This window comes from Halarchaeum nitratireducens (assembly GCF_017874695.1).
GTDB classification, from domain to species: domain Archaea; phylum Halobacteriota; class Halobacteria; order Halobacteriales; family Halobacteriaceae; genus Halarchaeum; species Halarchaeum nitratireducens.
In genome coordinates, this window is the sequence record NZ_JAGIKY010000004.1 from 134873 (window position 1) to 154021 (window position 19149).

The window sequence follows — 19149 nt, forward strand, 5'->3', positions numbered from 1 at the left end:
AGCCGGTCACACACGTGAAAAGGCGAGTTAGAAGACGTACTCGTCGTCGTGGCCCATCATGCCCTCGTCCTCGAGGCCCGGCTCGTCCTCGTCCATCGGCCCGCTGGTCTTGTACGCTTTGATACCGGCGGAGAGGAGGTCCTTGATCGCGTCCTCCCGCGTGAGGAACTCGCCCTGCTCGACGAGCTGGGCGATCTGCATCTCGATGTGGTCGGGGATGTTGATTTCGACCTTTGGCATTCGTCTACTCCGAGGTTTGGCGTCGCTTGGTATAAGCTTGGCGGGGCGATTTGACTATTAGAGGAATTATCATTACTGTATCCGAAAACATAGTTTCCTCTCCGTATTGCGCTGGTTCCCGGTACCGGTACGCTCAGGGGCGTTCGGGACGTGTCGGTCGGTATGGACGAAACGGACGTGCGCGACGTCACGGCCCTCTATCGGGAGTTCGGCGACGAGCGCCTCCCGCCGGGCCAGCGCGAAGTCGAACGCTTCCCCGTGCTCTCGATGGGGGGCACGCCCGACTGGGGCCCGGAGACGTGGTCGTTCGACGTGGGCGGCGCGATCGAGCGGCCCCGGTCGTTCACGTGGGAGGAGTTCCGTGAGCTCCCGAGCGAGACGCAACGGCAGGACTTCCACTGCGTCACCGGCTGGAGCAAGTTCGACTGCGAGTTCACGGGCGTCACCGCGACGTCGCTCCTCGACGCCGTCGGCGTCGAGTCCGACGCCGTGCACGTCATGTTCCACGCCCTCGACGGCTACACGACCGACCTCCCGCTCGACGCCGTCGCGCGCGACGAGGTGCTGTTCGCGTGGGGGTACGACGGCGACGCCCTCCCGCGAGAACACGGCGGACCGCTGCGCGTCGTCACTCCGCACAAGTACGCCTACAAGGGCGCGAAGTGGGTCGACGGCGTCACGCTCCTCACCGAGCCCGAGCGGGGCTACTGGGAGCAGCGGGGGTACTCCGTGACCGCGGATCCGTGGAGCGAGGAGCGCTACTCGTGACGCTGCCGCCCTCGATCGGTTCGTCGGGCGGCGGCGCCCGCGGTCGAGCGCGCCGACGCGTCGTCGGTCGTAGGGGCTAAGGCGCGCGCACTCCGAGTCCGTAGTAGATGGATTCACGCGAGGGTATCGCACGGGCCGACACCGCACGGCTCGTCAGTCGGACGGTCCGCCTGCCGGACGCGTCGCTGACGGGCGTACTGCGGACGCTCGGGCGGCCGAACGCCGTGTGGACGGCGCCTGACGAACCCGGCGTCGTCGGCTACGGGGCCGCGGCGCAGGTGACCGCCGACGGTGCGGAACGCTTCGGAGCGGTCCGCGAACGCGCCGACGACGTGCTCGCGTCGCCGGACCGCCCCGCGGACGCCCCCGCGGTGGCCCGGCCGCGCTTCCTCGGCGGCTTCGCCTTTCACGACGGCCACGCGGGGACGGGGCCGTGGGACGGCTTCCCGACCGCCGCGTTCGTCCTCCCGCACGTGCAGGTCGTCACCGGGGCCGGCGAGACGTGGCTGACCGTGAACGCGCACGGGGAGAACGCGAGCGAGTCGGCCGTCGAGCGGACGCTTCGGGACGTGACCGAGCGCTTCGCGCCCGACGAGCGCGCGGCCGCGTCGCCCCCCGGCGTCGTCGCGACGGAGCGCACGACGTCGCGCGCCGAGTGGCGCGAGCAGGTGCGCGCCGCGACCGGCCGCATTCGCTCGGGCGAACTGGAGAAGGTGGTGCTCGCCCAGGCGCTCGACGTGACGCTCGGCGGGGCGTTCTCGCTCCCGGACGCGATGGCGCGCCTCGGGGACACCTATCCCTCGTGCTTTCGCTTCGCGCTCCGGCCGACGGACGGCGCGGCGTTCTTCGGCGCGTCGCCCGAGCGCCTCGTCACCCGCGACGGCGACGCGCTCCGGACGGGCGCGCTCGCGGCGACGGTCGGGCGCGGCGGGACGCCGGACGAGGATCAGCAGCTCGCGGCCGACCTCCGCTCGTCGTCGAAGTACCGCCACGAGCACGAGGTCGTCGCCGAGCGGATCCGCGACCAGCTCGACGACGTCGCGACGGCCGTCGAGACGGGCGAGCGCCGCGTCCGCAAGCTCGAAACCGTCCAGCACCTCTTCACGCCGATCACGGCGTCGAGCGACGCGCACGTCCTCACCCTCGTGGAGGCGCTCCACCCGACGCCCGCGGTGGGCGGGCTCCCGCCGGACGCCGCGCTCCGCGTGATCCGGGAGACCGAGACGTTCGATCGCGGGTGGTACGCCGCGCCGGTCGGGTGGTTCGACCGGTCGGGCGACGGGACGTTCGCGGTCGCGCTCCGCTCCGCGCTCGCCGACGAGACGCGCGTCCGTCCGTTCGCCGGCGCGGGCATCGTCGCCGACTCCGACCCGGACACCGAGTGGGACGAGGTCCAGTTGAAGTACCGACCGATTCTCGACGTCTTCGAGGACGACGGAGACGACGGAACGGACGCGCGCTCGGGGGGCGGCGACGCGTGAGCGCGCCCAACCGCGCGACGCTCCACGCGCGCGTCCTCGTCGACGAGCTCGCGAAGACCGGCGTGTCGTCCGTCTGCGTCGCGCCCGGGAGCCGATCCACGCCGCTGACCGTCGCCGCCGACGCGCACCCCGACCTCGTCGTCTTCTCTCACCTCGACGAACGCTCGGCGTCGTTCTTCGCGCTCGGGCGCGCGAAGCGCGCGGGCGACCCCGTCGCGCTCGTCTGCACGTCGGGGACGGCGGCCGCGAACTTCCACCCGGCCGTGATCGAGGCGAGTCAGGCCCGCGTGCCGCTCGTCGCCCTGACCGCGGACCGCCCGCCCGAGCTCCGCGACAGCGGCGCGAACCAGACGATCGATCAGGAGAAGCTCTACGGCGACGCCGTCCGCTACTACGACGACCTCCCCGAGCCCGCCGTCGAGGACCGCACGCTGCGCTCGCTGCGCGTCCGCGTCGATCGGGCCGTGACGGCCGCGACGGGGACGCACCCCGGCCCGGTCCACCTGAACGTCCCGTTCGCCAAACCCCTCGAACCGACCGCGGTGCCGGACGACTCGCCACACGCCGTCCCCGAGGGGTGGGCGGACGACCACCCGCTGGCCGCCCGCGGGCGCGACGGTCCGTTCGTGACGACGACCGCGGGACGCATGGCGCTCGACGAGAGCGCGCTCGCCGCCCTCTCGGAGGCGATCACGAACGCGGAGCGCGGCTTGCTCGTCGCCGGGCCGACCGACCGGGGGTACGCGCCCGCGCTGGTCGCGCTCGCCGAGGCGAGCGGCTTCCCGATCCTCGCCGATCCGCTCTCGGGGCTCCGCTACGGGCCGCACACCGCTGACGTTCCCGTCTACGGCGCGTACGACGGCTACCTCGACGAGCGCGTCACGGCGGCCTGGCCGGCCCCGGACGTCGTCGTTCGAACCGGGGCGTCGCCGACCTCGAAGCCCCTGCGTCGCTATCTCGCTCGGGAGGGCGCGCGACAGTTCGTCGTCGACCCCGCCGGCGAGTGGCGCGAGGCGACGTTCCACGCGACCGATCTCGTCACGGCGGACCCCGGACTGCTCGCCGTCGAACTCGCCGAACGCCTCGATACGGAGAGCGCCGACTGGCCGGGGTTCGAGCGCGCCGAACGCGTCCACGCGGCCGAAGTCACGGCCGCGGAGGGACGCTTCGAGGGCGCGATCGCGCGCCGCGTCGTCGCGGACGCCCCGGACCCCGCGACGCTGGTCGTCTCGAACAGCATGCCCGTCCGCGACGTCGATCGCTTCGCCGCGCCCCGCGACGCCGCTCTCACCGTCCTCGGCAACCGCGGCGCGTCGGGGATCGACGGGATCACCTCCACGGCGCTCGGCGCGGGGAGCGCGACGGACGAGCCGCTCGTCCTCCTGATCGGCGACCTCGCCTACTACCACGACGCGAACGGACTGCTCGCGCTCGAACGCTGCGGGGTCGACGCCACGATCGTCCTCGTCAACAACGACGGCGGCGGCATCTTCCACATGCTCCCCATCGAGGCCTTCGATCCGCCGTTCGAGGGGCAGTTCAGGACGCCCCACGGCCTCGACTTCGCGCCGACCGCGGCGCTCTACGGCTTCGACTACGTTCGCGTCGGGGCGGGCGACGACTTCGCGGACGCCTATCGCGCGAGCCTCGCGAGCGACGGGACGCAAGTGATCGAGGTGACCTCGGACGCCGAACGGAGTCACCGGACGCGCGAGTCGATCAGGGAGCGCGTCGTCGCTCGCCTCGACGAGTGATCGTCACTCGCCGGTGAGCGCCTCGCTCGCGGGCGCGAAGTCGATCGTCTGTCCGCGATCCGCCTCGGCGGCGCGCTCGTAGAGCATGTGCGCGGCCGCGACGGTCTCGATGGCGGTGCCGCCGGAGTCGAAGATCGTGATCTCCTCGTCGTCCTCGCGCCCCGGCAGTCGGTTCACGAGGACGTCCCCGAGCTCGCCGTAGACGTCCGCGTCGGTGACCGCGTCCTCCGCTTTCGCCTGGATGAACGAGCCGGCGTCCGTCTCGGCGCGCGCCGCGAGGTCGAGGACGTACGTCCCGCGTTCGAGGGTGCGCGCGTCGAGCTCGCGCTTCTCGGGGTCGTACTGTCCCATCGCGGTGACGTGCGCCCCGGGTTCGAGGTGGTCGCCGTCGAAGACCGGTTCGGACGCGTTCGTGGCGGTGACGACGATGTCGGCGTCCTCGACGGCGGCCGCGGAGGAAGCGACGGCGGCGACGGAGGCGTCGAGGCGCTTGTTCATCTCGCCCGCGAAGTCCTCGCGGTTCTCCTTCGTCGGGGAGTAGACCCACACGGTCTCTAAGTCCCGGACGGTGTCGATGGCGCGCAGTTGCCCGCGGGCTTGCGCGCCGCTCCCGATGATGGCGAGCGAGGTGGCGTCGCGGCGCGCGAGCGCGTCCGTCCCGACGGCACCGACCGCGCCGGTCTTGAAGGGGTTCATGCTCGCGCCATCGAGGAGCGCGAGCGGCTCGCCGCTCTCGGCGTCGAAGACCGGCGCCACGAACCACGCGTCGCGCTCGCCGAAGCCCGCGCCGTACATGTAGCCGCCCATCGCGCCGGTCTCGGGGAGCACCGCGGCGTACGTCGTGAACATCCCCGGCGGCTCCTCGCTGACGAGCTTGGTTCGGGGTTCGGCGGGCGCGCCCTCGCCGCGCTGACGGTAGGCGTCGCGGACGGCGGCGACGTACTCGGCGGGCTCTGCGAGGTCGGCGACGTCGCCGCTCCCGAGGTAGAGGCAGTCGGTCATACGAGACGGTTAGACGACCGCGGGGAAAAGGGTTGAGGGGTTACTCGGCGGCCGGCATCGGGGATCGGTCGTCCGGGGACGCGCCCGGTGCCACGGGGGTACTCGCGCTCGCGCTCGCGGAGACGCCCGCGGACTCGTCCGTGGGACCCCGGACGAAGAGCGCGTGACCGACGAGTACGACGCCCACACCACCCGCCGCGGGTATCGCGACCGTCGTCGAGTAGCCGAAGATGGTGACCGCCGCGGCGACGGCGACGAACGCGAGGGGGATCAGGCCCAAGATGTGGTCGTAATAACTCGTCATAATGTATTCCATACTATGCAGAGATCAAATATAAGTGTTTTGAATAGTTGATCTGTTACTACTGGGTACGCAACCTATAACTTATAGATCGGCTGATTCGATAGTATCGGTCGAAACCGACGAGAAGCGGCACGCGCTCAGCGGCGCAGCGTCGCGTACGCCACGCCGCGCGTGAGCAGGAGGAACAGCGAGCCGAAGACGGCGACCACGACCGCGAAGATCGGGTCGTAGCCGATCGGGAACGCGCCCGAGAGGAGGAGGGCCTGTCCGAGCACGTCGGCCGCGAGCCACGACGCGAGCGTCCAGCCGACGAGTCCGCGGGGGTCGTGCGTCCGCACGCTGTACGCCCGGAGGAGCGGTGCCGCGGCGATCCAGCCGACGAGGAACGGCGCGAGGACGCCGAGGAAGCGAAGCGGGTGCGTCGCGGTGTAGACGAGCATCCCGTGTTGGTACTCGCCCACGAGCACGAACGCGACGATGGCGACGAGGTCGGCGAGAGCGAACGTTCGGACCGTCCGGCGATCGACGTCGAGGAGCGACATACTCGCGCTTGGGTCGGTCGGGGCTTTCCCGTATCGGTTCGCCCGAAGCGACGCCACCCACAAGGGCGTCGGGCCCCCACGACGGGCATGGAGTTCGCCCTGCTCGGACGGCCCCCGGACGCCCCCCGCCTCCGACTCGATTGGCGGCGCTTCGCCTACGCCGGGAAGTTCGTCACGGGCGACGCCGGGACGGCCGTCGCCGTCGCGGACGGGGTGCTCGACCGCGAGGGATGGCCGCCCGACGCCCGGGAGGCCGAGGCCGAGGGCGTGCTCGGCGCGGTCTCGTTCAATCGACACCACGCCGATCCCGACGCCGCCGTCCTCCGCTACGTCACCGTTCGGGCCGACCGGCGCGGCGAGGGGATCGGCGCGCGCCTCTGTGCGTTCGCCGCCGACCACCTCCGCGACGACTACGCGCGCGTCCGCATCGACGTCAACAACCCCTACGCCTACGAGGCGCTCCACAAGGCGGGGTTCGGCTACACGGGCGAGCGGGCGGGACTGGCGGAGCTCGTCCTCGAACGGCCGTGCGAGGAACGGGAGGCGCGCTACGCGGCCGGCCTCGACGTCTACCGCGAACGCGACCTCAGTGACGACGAGCGGGCCTTCGTCAACTCGCGCGACGGTCCGCCGCCGATCGTCGACGCGCCGGCCGGCGAAGGCGAGCGTTAAGGCCCGCGCGCCGATAGGGCGGGTATGGGAAACGCGGACCTCCGGCAGCTCGCCGTCATCGAGGAGGTCGGATTCGACGAGCTCGACGGGGCGGTCGCCGTCGACGCCCACAACTGGCTTTACAAGTACCTCACGACGACCGTCAGGTTCACCCGCGACGACGCGTACACGACCGCGGACGGGACCGAGGTCCCGAACCTGATCGGCGTCGTGCGGGGCCTCCCGAAGTTCTTCGAGAACGATCTCACGCCGGTCTTCGTCTTCGACGGCCGCGTCGTCGGCCTGAAGGACGAGGAGGTCGAGTCGCGCCGCGAGGAGCGCGAGAAGCGCGAGGCGAAGCTCGAAGAAGCCCGTGAGGCGGGCGACGCCCTCGAAGTCGCGCGCCTCGACTCGCAGACCCAGCGCCTCACCGACGTCATCCACGAGACGACGCGCGAACTCCTCCGCCTGCTCGACGTCCCGATGATCGAGGCGCCTGCCGAGGGCGAAGCCCAGGCCTCCCACATGGCCCGGACGGACGAGGACGTCCGCTACGTCGGCAGCGACGACTACGACTGCTTGCTCTTGGGCGCGCCCCTCACGCTGCGCCAGCTCACGAGCACGGGCGACGTCGAGCGCATGGACTTCGAGGCCACTCTCGCCGAACACGACGTCACGTGGGAGCAACTCGTCGACGTCGGCATCCTCTGCGGCACCGACTTCAACGACGGACTCTCCGGCTACGGCCCGAAGACCGCGTTGAAGGCCGTCAAAGAGCACGGCGACCTCTGGGCCGTCCTCGATGACGAAGACGAGTACATCGACGACGCCGATCGCATCCGCGAGCTCTTCCTCGATCCCGACGTCACCGACGACTACGACTACGACGACGACGTCGACCCGGACCTCGACGCCGCGCGCGACTACCTCGTCGACGACTGGGGGATCGCCGCGGACGAGATCGAGCGCGCCTTCGAGCGTATCGAGGAGTCCGTGACGCAGACCGGCCTCGACCGCTGGACCTGAGGCAATCGCGGGCCGGCGACGACCGATCGCTCGCGTCTCCGCGTCCCTTTTGTCCGCGCGCGCCCATTCTCCGTCCATGAGTCCAGAGGAAGTCCAGCGACGGATCGAGGACGGGCTGCCCGAGTGCGACGCCGACGTCACCCGTGCGCGGGGGAAACACGACGACGACCACCTCGCCGCGACCGTCGTCTCGCCGTCCTTCGAGGGCGAGACCATCGTCGATCAACACCAGCAGGTGTACGACGCGCTCGGCGACGCGATGACGACGGAGATCCACGCGCTCGAACTGACGACGAAGACGCCCGAGGAGTAGCGTCGACGAGGGCCGCGGGACGGCGATCCGCGGCGAGACGCGGGGGCCTGTTCAGATCCGCCGCTTCCGTGCGAACGCGACCGGTCCGCGCTTCGTTTTCGAAGCGCCGTGTCGGTCTCGCGGACCGACGGCCGGCCATTCGCCCCGACCGTTCCGGCCGTTGAATCTTTGATGAATCCTCAGAAACGTTCGGCCGATGACCGAACACCACATTCCGAAGGGCGTCAGTCTCGACACCCTCCGAGAGATCATCGGCGGGTGGGCCGAGGCCGGCGCCGACGACGAGCCCCGTTACACCTCGGACGTCGCGGACGTCACCAGCGTCTCCGACGCAGTCGGGCGCCAGACCAGATTTCTGGAGGAGCTCGGGATCATCGAGCCCCATCGGCAGAAGCACCGACTGACCGACGCCGGCGAGGAGATCGCCGCAGCGCTGACCGAGGGCGAGGGGGAGCGGAGCCGCGAGCGAATGCGGGATCTCCTGTCCGACTGGGAACTCACCGAGGACGTCCGGGGAGTCCTCGACAGGAACCCCACGACGGCAGCGGAGCTCGTACCGATCGTCGCCGACCTGGCCGGTCAGGATCTGGAGACCAGCCGCGTCAGGACGGGGGTGACGACGCTACTGGATCTCTACGAGTGGGCGGGCCTGTTGGAGCGCGACGAGGACGACCGGTTCCGACTCCCTGAGTCCTCCGCGTCCGCGGTGGCCGACCAGACGTCCGAGGACGCAGTCGAGGCGACGGACCGGCCGACGGGAGAGTCCGGAGAAGCCCCCGGCGGGGAGGTCGCCGGGAGCGAAGCGAACGGGCCCGTCGGGTCCGCCGAGGAGGCTTCTCCCGAACGCGTCTCTGCCGACGTCGAGACGGCCAGGGAAACCGCCGAAGAGGCGGCCGGCGTCGCCGATCGAGCGGCCTCTGCCGCCGAGTACGCGACGGATGAAACCGGGGCGGCGGACGCGTCCGAACGGATCGAGCAGACGATCGAGGACATCGCCGAACGGGTCGTGACCGATACCGCACGGGCCGCGGCCAGCCGAGCGGCGAGGGAGACGGCCGAGAAGGTGGTCGAAGAGACCGCCGCGTCGGCTGCCGAAGAGGTCGCCACGGACGTCGCGGCCGACACCGCCGCGGACGTCGCGGAGGAACGGGCGACGGACGTCGCTCGCGACCTCGCGGAGGAAACCGCGACCGACGTGGTCGAGAGGACGGCCGACGACCTGCAGACGACCGCGACGACCGCCGAGGAGGCCGCCGAGACGGCACGTCGGGTCGCGGAGCGGGTCGAGTCGGAGACCGTCGATGAGGAGTCGATCGAAGAGACCGCGGCGGAAACCGCCCGCGAGACCGCGCGTGAGGTCGCTCGAACGTCGGCACGGGAGACCGCGGCCGAAACCGCCCGCGAGGTCGTCGAGGACGCCGCGGACGAGGTGGAACGCGCCGCCGAGACCGCGGCGAACGCCGCCGAAACCGTCGAGGACCTCGCCGAGAGCGCTCAGACGACGACCGCCGAGTCAGCCACGGAGGCGGCCGCCCGAGCCGCGGAGGACGGTGCCGAGGAGGCCGAAGCTGACGAGCCAGCGGCCGAGGACGTCCCTGAGCCCGCGTCACAGGCCGAAGAGGCGCTCACCGAGGCCGTGGAGGGGACCGGTGGGGACGTCGCGGAGGCAGCCGAGGAGGTGACGCGTGACCTCCTAGAGGACGCCGGGAAGATCGAGATCTCGGTCGGCGACGAGCCGAGCGTGGAGATAACCGTCGACGAGGAGTCCGGCACCGAAATCAGCCTCGATAGCGACGCCGACTTACGGGACGTCGACCTTCCCGACGGCATCCAAATCGACACAGGGAGTTCGGGCCACGAAGGCGGCGAAACGTCCGGGTCCGACGACCTACAGGCCGACGGTGGTGTCGGGGACCCCGTTCCCGACGGCGGTTCGGTCGAGCTCTCCGAGGAGGACGACACCGTCCGGATCGACATCGGCGCGGGCCCGGGAATCACGATCTCCCTCGACGAGGAACCGGAGGACGCGACCGAGCCCGCGGAGGAGACCGCGGAATCCGACGAGGGGACTGCGGAGTCGCCGTCCGACGAGTCAGAAGAGGCGGTGGCCGAGGAGGGGTCGGAGACGACGGAGGGAGAAGCCACGGAGAGAGCCGGCGAGGCAGAGCCGGCGGCGGGCGAAGAGGCCGATGAGGCGAGCGACGAAGCAGTCGAAGAGACGACCGACGGAGTCGAAGCGGCTGCTGAGGAGGGAGCCGCCGGGACCGAAGAGACGGCCTCGGAAGCCGAAGCCGTCGCGGCGGAAACCGAGGACGCGGCCGCAGAGGCGGCTGCGGGCGGACTCGAAGACCTCTCGGACGTCGAGTCCGTCGGGGAACTCGTCACGGAAATCGCCGAGACGGCCGAGGAAGCCAGAGAGGCCGCTCGCGAGGCCCGCGAGGCGGCAGAGCAGGCACAGGACGCGGCAGCGCGCGTCACCGGTAACGGCGCCGCGAACGAATCGGGTCCGGCGTCCGAACCTCACGCGCTCTCACTGGACATCGACATCGACGCGGACTCCGAGGACCTCGAAGAGATAGTCAGCGGCATCAAGAACGGCTTGGTCACCGAAGAGGACTGATACGCCGGTCTCATCGCCACCGTTCCCCGCCGGTGTCCCGAGATCGGCTCGTCCGCGGTGAGAACGAACCACACGTCATCGAAAAGGGCGACCGCATCGCGGGGTGTCTTTCTCACTTGATGAGGTCTTCGGATCGGCGATGGCTCCCGGTCTATTCACACGGTGCGGGACGGTAACAGGGTCGGCTCGGGGGCGACCGTTCCCGATCTAAGCGACGATGTGTCGGCAAGACGCGCCGGGGAGCGTCGTCTCCGAACCACGACGCGGGTCGGCCCGTACAAGGTCACACCGATACCGGCCGTCGAGGCGCGTGGAGACGAGAGCGCTTAGAGCGAGAGGTCGACGTCGGCGTCGCCGTCGAACTCGCGGTTGCGTAGCGCCTCTCCGCTCCGACGATCGAAGAAGTGGACCGCCTCCTCCGGAATGCGCGCGACGATGTCGTCGCCCTCGTCGACGAGCGTCCGGCCGTCGACGTTGGCGATGAACGTCTCGTTCCCCGCGGTGTCCGAGAACGTGAGGTAGACGTTGTTCTCGTCGCCCATCGGCTCGACCACGTCCACGGTGACGGCGACGTCGTGACCCGACTCGACCGCGTCGACGAGCTCGATGTCCTGCGGGCGGATGCCGAGGACGAGCGCGTCGGTGTCGAGTTTGGCGCGGACGTCGTCGCTCACGGGGTAGTCGAGGCCGTCGCCGACGACCGAGTCGCCCTCGAGGTCGACGTCGAAGAAGTTCATCGACGGCTCGCCGATGAACCCCGCGACGAACTGGTTCGCGGGCGCGTGATAGGCTTCGAGCGGCGTGGCGACCTGCTGGAGGATCCCGTCGTTGAGGATGGCGATGCGATCGCCCATCGTCATCGCCTCCGTCTGGTCGTGCGTGACGTAGACGGTTGTGGTGTCGAGGTCCTCCTGGAGACGCTGGAGCTCCGTGCGCATCTGCGCGCGGAGCTTCGCGTCCAAGTTCGAGAGCGGCTCGTCCATGAGGAAGACCTCGGGCTCGCGGACGATCGCGCGCCCGAGCGCGACGCGTTGTTGCTGGCCGCCGGAGAGCTCCGAGGGCTTCCGATCGAGGAGGTCGCTGATGCCCATCGTGTCCGTCGCGGACTCGACGCGCTCGGTGATCTCGGCCTCGGAGAGGTCGGTGGACTCCTCAAGACCGAAGCTCATGTTCTCCCGCACCGTCATGTGCGGGTAGAGCGCGTACGACTGGAACACCATGGCGATGTCCCGGTCGCGGGGTTTGGCCTCGTTGACGCGTCGGCCGCCGATGCGGAGTTCGCCCTCCGTGATCGTTTCGAGGCCGGCGATCATCCGGAGGGTGGTGGACTTCCCACACCCGGAGGGGCCGACGAGGACGAGGAACTCGCCGTCGTCGATGTCGATGCTGGCGTCGTCGACGGCGACGATAGTCTCGCCGTCGTCGTCGAAGTGCTTCGTGATGTCGTCGAGTTCGAGTCTAGCCATAGTGTGTTAGGTGGAGACCCCTTCTGCGAACTGGTCGCCGAACAGGACGTAGACGATGATCGTGGGGAGCGCGGCGACGAACGCGCCGGCCATCCGGATCCCGAAGCCGACCTCGGAGAGGCTCGCACCGAGTTGGCTGAGCGGGACGGTGACGGGCGCACCCGCCCCCGGGCCGACGAGCACCAGCGCGAACAGGAGGTCGTTCCAGACCTGGGTGAACTGATAGATGAGCGTCACCGCGAACATCGGCACGGAGAGCGGGAGGATGATCCGGCGGTAGATCGTGTGCGTCGTCGCACCGTCGATCCGCGCGGCCTCGATCATCTCCCCGTTGAAGTCCTTGTAGTAGGTCCGGAAGAGCAGCGTACAGATCGGGATCCCGTACGCGACGTGCGAGAGGATGAGGCCGATCAGATCGCCGACCCAGCCGGCGAGTCCGACGTAGCCGACGAGGTCGCTCACGGGCACGACGGACGCCCAGAACTTCGAGAGCGGGATGAGGACGGCCTGATAGGGGATGAAGATCCCGGCGATGAACAGCATCAGGATCGGCACCTGGTGGCGCCAATCGAGGGTCGTCAGCCCGTAGGCCGCCATGCTCCCGAGGAGGGCGGAGAGGATCGTCGCCGGGATGGCGAGGATCAGACTGTTCACCAACCCGCCCGCGAGCGCGTTGATCGCGCGCGTCCAGTGGATGTTCGTGAAACCGGCGGGCGCGGGCGGGAGGAACGGTGCGGTCGCGAGAACGTCCGCCTTGATGGAGGTCATCAGCCCCGTCCAGAGGGGCAGCAGGTAGAAGACCACCAGGAGGACGAGGACGGCGTACAGCGCCGTCGAGCGCCAACTCCGTCCGGAGGATGTGTTCGTATCTGTCATAGTTCACCTGCGCGGTACTGGTAGAGGAGGTACGGTGCGACGACGACCAGCGCCAGCGCGAACAGCATGATCCCGATCGCGGCGGCGTACGCCCGGTTGTTGGCGACGAACGCCTGCCGAACCATCATCGTCGCGAGAATGTCCGACCCCTTCGGTGGGTAGTAGCTCCCGGTGAGGGAGTAGAGGAAGTCGAACGCCTTCAGCGCGAACACCATCAGGACGACGGACGCCGAGATGGTCGCACCCTTCAGCTGCGGGATGATGACCCGCCAGTACATGCGGAGGGTGGTCGCGCCGTCGACGCGCGCGGCCTCGAACTGCTCGGTCGGGATCGCGCGCAGGCCGGCGAGGTAGACGACCATCGCGTAGCCGCTGAACTGCCAGATGAGCGCGAAGACGACCGCGCCGAGCACGAGCGAGGGGTTCCCGATCCACTCGTAGGGGCCGAGGCCGACGACGCCGAGGATGATGTTCACCAGCCCGTTCTGTTGGTTGTACATCCAGAGCCAGAACTGGGCGGTGACGACGAACGAGAGCGCCATCGGGAGCAGGTAGATCGTCCGGAAGGTGTTCTCGTAGCGGATGCCCTGATCGACGAGGACGGCCACGACGAGGCCGACGACGAGACAGAGGACGGTGAACGCCACGAGGAGCGCGAAGGTGTTTCGCAACGCCCCGATGAAGACGGGATCGGCGAACGCCCTCGCGTACATCTCGAAGTCGAGGTTCGCGTAGTCCGGCGCGCCGAACCCCGAGGAGTCCGTGAGGCTCAGGAAGAAGTTCCAGAGGATCGCCCCGTAGACGGCCAGCCCCATCACGACGAACGGCGGGAGCCAGTACGGGAGCGACGAGGTGAACTCGTCGCTCACGAGCCCGCTGTCGCGGGTGGCGTTCACCTCGCCGCCGTCGGCGCGAATCCGGTTCCGGCGGACGAGCCGGCCGAGATACGCTGCGAGCTTTCCACGCATCGCTCGCTCAGTTGTCGAAGGCGTCGACGAAGGCCTGTGCGGTCTCCTCGGCCGCCGAATCGGAGTAGCCGGAGTAGCTCTGGCTGATAGCGGTCTGGAGGTTGCTCAGGACTTCCGCCGTCGTCGCCAGCCCGTGCGCGACGCTCGGGGGCTGGGCCGTGGACTCTTGGAAGTCGCTGTACTGGTTGGTCTGGAACTCGCCGAACTCGTCCATGGAGACGTCGCTGCGCGGCGGGATGGAGCCCTTCTCCGTGTTGAAACGGACCTGGGCGTCCTTGGTGCCGACGTAGGTGAGCCACTTCTCCGTGGCCTCCGGCGAGGGGTTGTTCGACGGGAAGACCCACGAGTCCATGTTCAGCGCGTACAGCCCGTCCGTCCCGGGGAACGTCACGCAGTCCCAGTCGGTGCCGTACTCGAAGTCGTCGGTGCCGGCGTACATGCCGGCGGCCCAGTCGCCCTGGTGGAAGAAGGCGGCGCCGCCGTTGATGATGAGGTTGTTGGCCTCCTGCCAGCCGACGGTGCCGGCGTCCGAGTTGAAGTAGTCGCTGTAGGCGTTGAGGGTCTTGAACGCGTCGGCGATGGGGCCGACGTCGGCCTCGCCGGCCATGAAGCGCTGGTAGGTGTCCCAGCCGGCCTGACCGAGGTAGATGGCCGCCCAGAGCTGCAGCGTCGTCCACGGGGACTGACTGGACTGGGCCATGCCGACGGCGTCGGTGTTCTCCTCGACCTGCGCGAGGGCGTCGGTGAGGTCGCTCGGCGTCTCGATGGCGCTGACGTCGACACCGGCCTCTTCGACGACCGAGGGGTTGTAGAAGAGGTTGTTCATCCGGTGGATGTTCGTCGGCACGGCGACGTACATACCGTCGGGCTTGGCGGCCTCCTGGGGCCCGGAGACGTACGCCTCCTTCATGTCGTTCTGACTCCAGACGGACTCCTCGATGTCGCCGAGGAGGCCCGCTTCGGTGAACTGGAGGAGGTTCTTCCCGGGCCACTCCGCCCACGAGCTCGGCGGGTTGTCGTTGCCGAGCCGAACGTTGATACGCGTGTTCAGGCTCGTGTTCCCGCCGCCGCCGATCGCCTTGTCGTTGACCGTGACGTCCGGGTACGCCTGCTTGAACCCTTCCAGCATGCTCTGGAAGGCCGCTTGCCCGTCACCGCCCGTCCATCCGTGCAGGATCTCCAGTTCGTTCGACCCGCCGCTGCCACCTTCGCCGCCTCCGCTCCCGCCCCCGCCCCCGCCGTTTGCACAGCCCGCCAGCGCCGCCACGCCCGTCGCACCCGCTGCCGTCAGGTAGTGTCGCCGCGAAAGCCGCTCGTCCGAATCGTTTTCTGTCATGGTGTGCTCGTTAGGAGCTGGGTCGCTCAGCTACAAAATAGTTATTATTAACAACAGTCCGAGTCAGTCATGACAGCGGACGTAGCGCGTCGGTGGGTTTCGACGCCGGAGCGGACCGGTGGGTTTTACGCGCCGCCGCGCGACCCACCGCCCATGAGCGACGACGGAGACTACCGGATCGAGTCGGACAGCCTGGGCGAGATGGAAGTCCCCGCGGACGCCTACTGGGGCGCACAGACCCAGCGCGCCGTCGAGAACTTCCCGATCAGCGGGCGGGGCTTTCAGCCCGCGTTCGTCCACGCGCTCGGCGCCGTGAAGAAGGCCGCCGCGCAGGCCAACCGCGATCTCGGCACTGTCCCCGAGGACAAGGCCGAGGCGATCATCGCGGCCGCGGACGAGGTCATCGCGGGCGAGCACGACGATCAGTTCCCCGTCGACGTCTTCCAGACGGGTTCCGGGACCTCGACGAACATGAACGCCAACGAGGTCATCGCCAACCGCGCGACGGAGATCTACGGTGGCGAGGTCGGCACGCGGGAGATCCACCCGAACGACCACGTGAACTTCGGGCAGTCCTCGAACGACGTCATCCCGACCGCGATGCACGTCGCCGCGCTCGTCGCCGTCGAGAAGGACGTCGGTCCGGCCCTCGAAACGCTCGTCGGCGCCCTGGAAGCCAAAGAGGAGGAGTTCGACGGCGTCGTCAAGACCGGGCGCACCCACCTGCAGGACGCCACGCCGGTCCGGCTCGGTCAGGAGTTCGGCGGCTATCGCGCCCAGATCGAGAAGGGGCTCGCTCGCGTGGAGAACACGAAGACGCACCTCCGCGAGCTCGCCCTCGGCGGGACCGCCGTCGGGACGGGGCTCAACACCCATCCCGAGTTCCCCGAGCGCGCCGCCGAGTACATCAGCGAGGAGACGGACGTCCAGTTCCGCGAGGCGGACAACCACTTCGAGGCGCAGGCCGCCCACGACGCGATGAACGAGGCCCACGGCGCCCTCCGCACCGTCGCGGGGAGCCTGAACAAGATCGCGAACGACCTCCGACTGCTCGCCTCCGGCCCGCGCAACGGCTTGGGCGAGATCGAACAGCCCGAGAATCAGCCCGGCTCCTCGATCATGCCGGGGAAGATCAACCCGGTCGTCGCGGAGTCGATCAATCAGGTCCACAAGCAGGTCGTCGGCCACGACGCCGCGATCTCTTCGGGGGCCGCGGAGGGTCAGATCGACCTCAACCTCTATAAGCCCGTGCTCGCCTTCGACTTCCTCGAATCCGCGACGCTGATCGCGAACGGGAGCGAGGCGTTCGCGGAGAAGTTCGTGGCGAAACTGGAGGCGAACGAGGCGCACTGCGAGGCGCAGGTCGAACGCTCGATGGCCCTCGCCACCGCGCTCAACCCCGCGATCGGCTACGACAAGGCCAGCAAGGTCGCCAAGACGGCCATCGCGGAGGGCAAGACCGTCCGTGAGGTCGCCGTCGAGGAGGGCTACCTCACCGAGGCGGAGGCCGATGAGGTGCTCGACCCGGAGAAGATGACGCACCGCGGGATCCTCGGCGACGAGGAGTAGGTCAGACCGACCGCTGGCCGGTCTGACCGGACACGAGCGCTGATCGATCGAAGGCGCGAGTAGGCCACGCGGACCGTCAGACGGCCGCGCCATCGCGTGATAGCGGGGGAACACCTCAGGGGGCCGCGTGACACGCCGACGGACGACGACCTCGACAGCAGGCTGGCGCGCTCGGTCGCGACCCCCGAGTTCTTTCATCGCGCGCCCGAACGCCGAGGTATGGAGCGCCTCCACACCCGCGTCCTCGCGCAGTGGTCGGCCGGCGCGCTCGTCACCGCGGCCGTCGTCGCCGTCGTCGCCGGTGCGATCGCGTTCGTCGACCCGTTCTCGCTCGCCCTCCCACCGCTCGTCGTCGCGGGCGCCGCCTTCGGCGTCGTGTTCGTCCTCGGCGTCGCCTACGCGGGCCTCCGGTATCGCTCGTGGCGGTACGAGGTCCGCACGAACACGCTCTACATCGAGCGCGGCGTCCTCACGCGCGTCGAGACGATCGTCCCGTACGTCCGCGTCCAGCACGTCGACAGCCAGCGCGGCCCCCTCGAACGCCTCCTCGGGCTCGGAACGGTCGTCGTCTACACCGCGGGGTCGCGCGGCGCGGACGTCTCGATCCCGGGGCTGGCCGCCGAGCGCGCGACCACCCTGCAGGAACGCCTGCGCGATCTCGCCATCGAGAGCGAACCCACCGGCGCCGTATGAGACTCCACCCGCTCACCGTCGTCTATCGGATCGGCCGGCGGGCCGTGAATCTCGGCTGGGGGGTCGTCGTCGGCTTCGCGGGCGCGGCCTCGATCCCGTTCGTCGATCGGCGACTCATCGTGGTCGCGCTCGCGCTCGCCCTCCTCGTCCTCGTCGGCTACGAGGTCGCACGCTACCGGCGCTTCACGTACGCCCTCGCGGGGACGACGCTCGAACTCCGATCGGGCGTGCTGTCGCGGCGCGAACGCGAGATCCCGATCGAGCGCGTCCAGAACGTGGACGTCTCGCGGACGATCGGGCAGCGGGTGCTCGGACTCGCCACCGTCCGTGTCGAGACGGCGGGCGGGGGGGACACGGAGGCCGTGCTGGAGTGCGTGAGCGCCGCGGCGGCCGAGGACCTCCAGACCGAGCTCAGGCGGCTGAAGCGCGCGGCCGCGGCCGCGAACGCGGACGGGGTGACCGAGGGCTCGAACGGCGTGCGCGCCGGCGGGACGGCGGGTTCGACGGGCGACGTGGTGGGGGGCGCGATGGACGACGCGAGCGAAGTGATCTTCGATCTCGGGCACCGTCGGCTGCTGCTCGCCAGCGCGCTCTCCTTCGACGTGCGGCTCCTCTCGGTCGTCTTCGTCGCCCAGCCGGTCGTCCAGCCGCTGTTGGCCCCGCTCGTCGGCGACCTCGCGGGCGTCACGACCGTCGTCGCGCTCCTCGTGGCGCTCCTCACCGCCGTCGGACTCTGGCTGGCGAGCGCGGCCCGGACGTTCGCGCGCTACTACGCGTTCCGCCTCGTGCGCGCCGGCGACGACCTCCGGTACGAACGCGGGCTCGGCCGACGCTACACGGGGACGATCCCGCTGGAGAAGCTCCAGACGCTCGCCGTCGAGGAGACGGCGCTCGAACGCGCGTTCGGGTACGCGTCGCTGTCGGTCGTGACCGCCGGATCCGTGGGGTCGAACACGACCGGCGGGTCGGCGGCCGCGGTGCCCCTGGCGACCCGGGCTGACGTCTTCTCGCTCGCCCGCGACCTCGAACCGTTCGCGGACGTGGCGATGGAGCGCCCGCCGACGCGCGCGCGAGAGCGGTACGCGATCCGTTACGCGCTCGGCGTCGGCGGTCTCCTCGCGCTCACGGCGGCGGTCGACGCGCTCTTCACGCCGGTTCCGTACGCGTGGGCGCCCGCGCTCCTCCTCGTCCTCGCACCGGTCGCCGCGCACCTGCAGTGGCGGAACGTCGGCGTCGCCCTCACCGACGACCACGCGGTCGTCCGCCGGGGGTTCTGGACGCGCCGGACGCGCGTCCTCCCGCACGATCGGGTTCAGACGGCCGCGGTGAGCGCGACGCTCTTCCAGCGGCGGCGCGACCTCGCGTCGGTGGCGATCGACACCGCGGGCGGCGACGCGGTGGCGCCCGACTACGACGCCGCGCGCGCGAGGGAGATCCGGGATCGCGTCGTAGAACGGGCGTGGGCGGCCGTCGGTGCGCGACGCGACGCGGACGACTCGCACTGAACGGTTTTTTACGGTTCGGCCGCACATCCTGACGT

The 19149-nt window shown here is 69.9% G+C and carries 18 protein-coding genes; 10 read left to right on the plus strand and 8 right to left on the minus strand.

Annotated features, from left to right (window positions below; all coding sequences use genetic code 11):
* Positions 1 to 27: 27 nt before the first annotated feature.
* Entirely contained in the window at positions 28 to 240 is a 213-nt protein-coding gene (locus J2754_RS06060; RefSeq protein ID WP_188878898.1) for a DUF7120 family protein, read from the minus strand.
* A 162-nt stretch (positions 241 to 402) separates the two neighbouring features.
* On the opposite strand from J2754_RS06060, the gene J2754_RS06065 reads away from it, so the two are divergent.
* The 3 genes from J2754_RS06065 (at position 403) to menD (ending at position 4243) form a co-directional block, all read left to right on the plus strand.
* The gene (locus J2754_RS06065; protein WP_211086931.1) at positions 403 to 1008 is read left to right on the plus strand and encodes a sulfite oxidase-like oxidoreductase; all 606 of its coding nucleotides are present in this window, start codon (positions 403 to 405) and stop codon (positions 1006 to 1008) included.
* 107 nt (positions 1009 to 1115) lie between these two features.
* Complete coding sequence (locus tag J2754_RS06070; RefSeq protein ID WP_211086932.1) at positions 1116 to 2489, plus strand: isochorismate synthase; 1374 nt, start codon at positions 1116 to 1118, stop codon at positions 2487 to 2489.
* A complete protein-coding gene (gene menD, locus J2754_RS06075; RefSeq protein ID WP_211086933.1) occupies positions 2486 to 4243 on the plus strand; it encodes a 2-succinyl-5-enolpyruvyl-6-hydroxy-3-cyclohexene-1-carboxylic-acid synthase in 1758 nt (585 codons plus the stop codon). Before J2754_RS06070 ends, menD begins: the two co-directional genes overlap by 4 nt.
* Before the next feature lie 3 nt (positions 4244 to 4246).
* Here menD and J2754_RS06080 read toward each other — a convergent pair whose 3' ends face one another.
* From J2754_RS06080 to J2754_RS06090, 3 genes are all read right to left on the minus strand, one after another.
* The gene (locus J2754_RS06080; RefSeq protein WP_211086934.1) at positions 4247 to 5245 is read right to left on the minus strand and encodes an ornithine cyclodeaminase family protein; all 999 of its coding nucleotides are present in this window, start codon (positions 5243 to 5245) and stop codon (positions 4247 to 4249) included.
* Between the two features lie 40 nt (positions 5246 to 5285).
* Complete coding sequence (locus J2754_RS06085; RefSeq protein ID WP_211086935.1) at positions 5286 to 5549, minus strand: DUF8015 family protein; 264 nt, start codon at positions 5547 to 5549, stop codon at positions 5286 to 5288.
* A gap of 137 nt (positions 5550 to 5686) precedes the next feature.
* Positions 5687 to 6091: a DUF3054 domain-containing protein gene (locus tag J2754_RS06090; protein WP_211086936.1), complete on the minus strand. Its 405-nt coding sequence runs from the start codon at positions 6089 to 6091 to the stop codon at positions 5687 to 5689.
* 87 nt (positions 6092 to 6178) lie between these two features.
* Here J2754_RS06090 and J2754_RS06095 point away from each other — a divergent pair, with 87 nt between their 5' ends.
* From J2754_RS06095 to J2754_RS06110, 4 genes are all read left to right on the plus strand, one after another.
* Positions 6179 to 6763, plus strand: coding sequence for a GNAT family N-acetyltransferase (locus J2754_RS06095; protein ID WP_211086937.1), 585 nt, complete (start codon positions 6179 to 6181; stop codon positions 6761 to 6763).
* A gap of 24 nt (positions 6764 to 6787) precedes the next feature.
* Positions 6788 to 7768 carry a flap endonuclease-1 gene (fen, locus tag J2754_RS06100; RefSeq protein ID WP_211086938.1) on the plus strand — a complete coding sequence of 327 codons (981 nt, stop codon included), beginning with the start codon at positions 6788 to 6790 and terminating at the stop codon, positions 7766 to 7768.
* A gap of 76 nt (positions 7769 to 7844) precedes the next feature.
* A complete protein-coding gene (locus J2754_RS06105; protein WP_211086939.1) occupies positions 7845 to 8081 on the plus strand; it encodes a BolA family protein in 237 nt (78 codons plus the stop codon).
* Positions 8082 to 8277: 196 nt separating this feature from the next.
* Complete coding sequence (locus tag J2754_RS06110; protein ID WP_211086940.1) at positions 8278 to 10701, plus strand: hypothetical protein; 2424 nt, start codon at positions 8278 to 8280, stop codon at positions 10699 to 10701.
* Positions 10702 to 11027: 326 nt separating this feature from the next.
* Here the strand turns inward: J2754_RS06110 and J2754_RS06115 are convergent, their stop codons facing one another.
* Genes J2754_RS06115 through J2754_RS06130 form a run of 4 tightly spaced genes read right to left on the minus strand, consistent with a single transcriptional unit; the run spans position 11028 to position 15347 of the window.
* Positions 11028 to 12167, minus strand: coding sequence for an ABC transporter ATP-binding protein (locus J2754_RS06115; protein WP_188878916.1), 1140 nt, complete (start codon positions 12165 to 12167; stop codon positions 11028 to 11030).
* A gap of 6 nt (positions 12168 to 12173) precedes the next feature.
* A complete protein-coding gene (locus tag J2754_RS06120; RefSeq protein ID WP_188878917.1) occupies positions 12174 to 13043 on the minus strand; it encodes a carbohydrate ABC transporter permease in 870 nt (289 codons plus the stop codon).
* Positions 13040 to 14011, minus strand: coding sequence for a carbohydrate ABC transporter permease (locus J2754_RS06125; RefSeq protein WP_188878918.1), 972 nt, complete (start codon positions 14009 to 14011; stop codon positions 13040 to 13042). Before J2754_RS06125 ends, J2754_RS06120 begins: the two co-directional genes overlap by 4 nt.
* Positions 14012 to 14018: 7 nt before the next feature.
* Entirely contained in the window at positions 14019 to 15347 is a 1329-nt protein-coding gene (locus J2754_RS06130) for an ABC transporter substrate-binding protein (protein ID WP_188878919.1), read from the minus strand.
* Between the two features lie 153 nt (positions 15348 to 15500).
* On the opposite strand from J2754_RS06130, the gene J2754_RS06135 reads away from it, so the two are divergent.
* The 3 genes from J2754_RS06135 (at position 15501) to J2754_RS06145 (ending at position 19114) form a co-directional block, all read left to right on the plus strand.
* Positions 15501 to 16916, plus strand: coding sequence for a class II fumarate hydratase (locus J2754_RS06135; protein WP_211086941.1), 1416 nt, complete (start codon positions 15501 to 15503; stop codon positions 16914 to 16916).
* 219 nt (positions 16917 to 17135) lie between these two features.
* A complete protein-coding gene (locus J2754_RS06140) occupies positions 17136 to 17609 on the plus strand; it encodes a PH domain-containing protein (protein ID WP_211086942.1) in 474 nt (157 codons plus the stop codon).
* Positions 17606 to 19114: a PH domain-containing protein gene (locus tag J2754_RS06145; protein ID WP_211086943.1), complete on the plus strand. Its 1509-nt coding sequence runs from the start codon at positions 17606 to 17608 to the stop codon at positions 19112 to 19114. The genes J2754_RS06140 and J2754_RS06145 overlap by 4 nt, the downstream gene beginning before the upstream one ends.
* Positions 19115 to 19149: the final 35 nt, after the last annotated feature.

What these genes read in the sequence shown, in the direction of transcription:
- J2754_RS06145 (WP_211086943.1), top strand. Translation starts at nt 17,606, where the DNA reads ATGAGACTCCACCCGCTCACCGTCGTCTATCGGATCGGCCGGCGGGCC.
- J2754_RS06065 (WP_211086931.1), top strand. Translation starts at nt 403, where the DNA reads ATGGACGAAACGGACGTGCGCGACGTCACGGCCCTCTATCGGGAGTTC.
- J2754_RS06140 (WP_211086942.1), top strand. Translation starts at nt 17,136, where the DNA reads ATGGAGCGCCTCCACACCCGCGTCCTCGCGCAGTGGTCGGCCGGCGCG.
- J2754_RS06130 (WP_188878919.1), bottom strand. Translation starts at nt 15,347, where the DNA reads ATGACAGAAAACGATTCGGACGAGCGGCTTTCGCGGCGACACTACCTG.
- J2754_RS06110 (WP_211086940.1), top strand. Translation starts at nt 8,278, where the DNA reads ATGACCGAACACCACATTCCGAAGGGCGTCAGTCTCGACACCCTCCGA.
- J2754_RS06125 (WP_188878918.1), bottom strand. Translation starts at nt 14,011, where the DNA reads ATGCGTGGAAAGCTCGCAGCGTATCTCGGCCGGCTCGTCCGCCGGAAC.
- J2754_RS06060 (WP_188878898.1), bottom strand. Translation starts at nt 240, where the DNA reads ATGCCAAAGGTCGAAATCAACATCCCCGACCACATCGAGATGCAGATC.
- fen (WP_211086938.1), top strand. Translation starts at nt 6,788, where the DNA reads ATGGGAAACGCGGACCTCCGGCAGCTCGCCGTCATCGAGGAGGTCGGA.
- J2754_RS06090 (WP_211086936.1), bottom strand. Translation starts at nt 6,091, where the DNA reads ATGTCGCTCCTCGACGTCGATCGCCGGACGGTCCGAACGTTCGCTCTC.
- J2754_RS06070 (WP_211086932.1), top strand. Translation starts at nt 1,116, where the DNA reads ATGGATTCACGCGAGGGTATCGCACGGGCCGACACCGCACGGCTCGTC.
- J2754_RS06095 (WP_211086937.1), top strand. Translation starts at nt 6,179, where the DNA reads ATGGAGTTCGCCCTGCTCGGACGGCCCCCGGACGCCCCCCGCCTCCGA.
- J2754_RS06135 (WP_211086941.1), top strand. Translation starts at nt 15,501, where the DNA reads ATGAGCGACGACGGAGACTACCGGATCGAGTCGGACAGCCTGGGCGAG.
- J2754_RS06115 (WP_188878916.1), bottom strand. Translation starts at nt 12,167, where the DNA reads ATGGCTAGACTCGAACTCGACGACATCACGAAGCACTTCGACGACGAC.
- J2754_RS06120 (WP_188878917.1), bottom strand. Translation starts at nt 13,043, where the DNA reads ATGACAGATACGAACACATCCTCCGGACGGAGTTGGCGCTCGACGGCG.
- J2754_RS06080 (WP_211086934.1), bottom strand. Translation starts at nt 5,245, where the DNA reads ATGACCGACTGCCTCTACCTCGGGAGCGGCGACGTCGCCGACCTCGCA.
- J2754_RS06105 (WP_211086939.1), top strand. Translation starts at nt 7,845, where the DNA reads ATGAGTCCAGAGGAAGTCCAGCGACGGATCGAGGACGGGCTGCCCGAG.
- J2754_RS06085 (WP_211086935.1), bottom strand. Translation starts at nt 5,549, where the DNA reads ATGACGAGTTATTACGACCACATCTTGGGCCTGATCCCCCTCGCGTTC.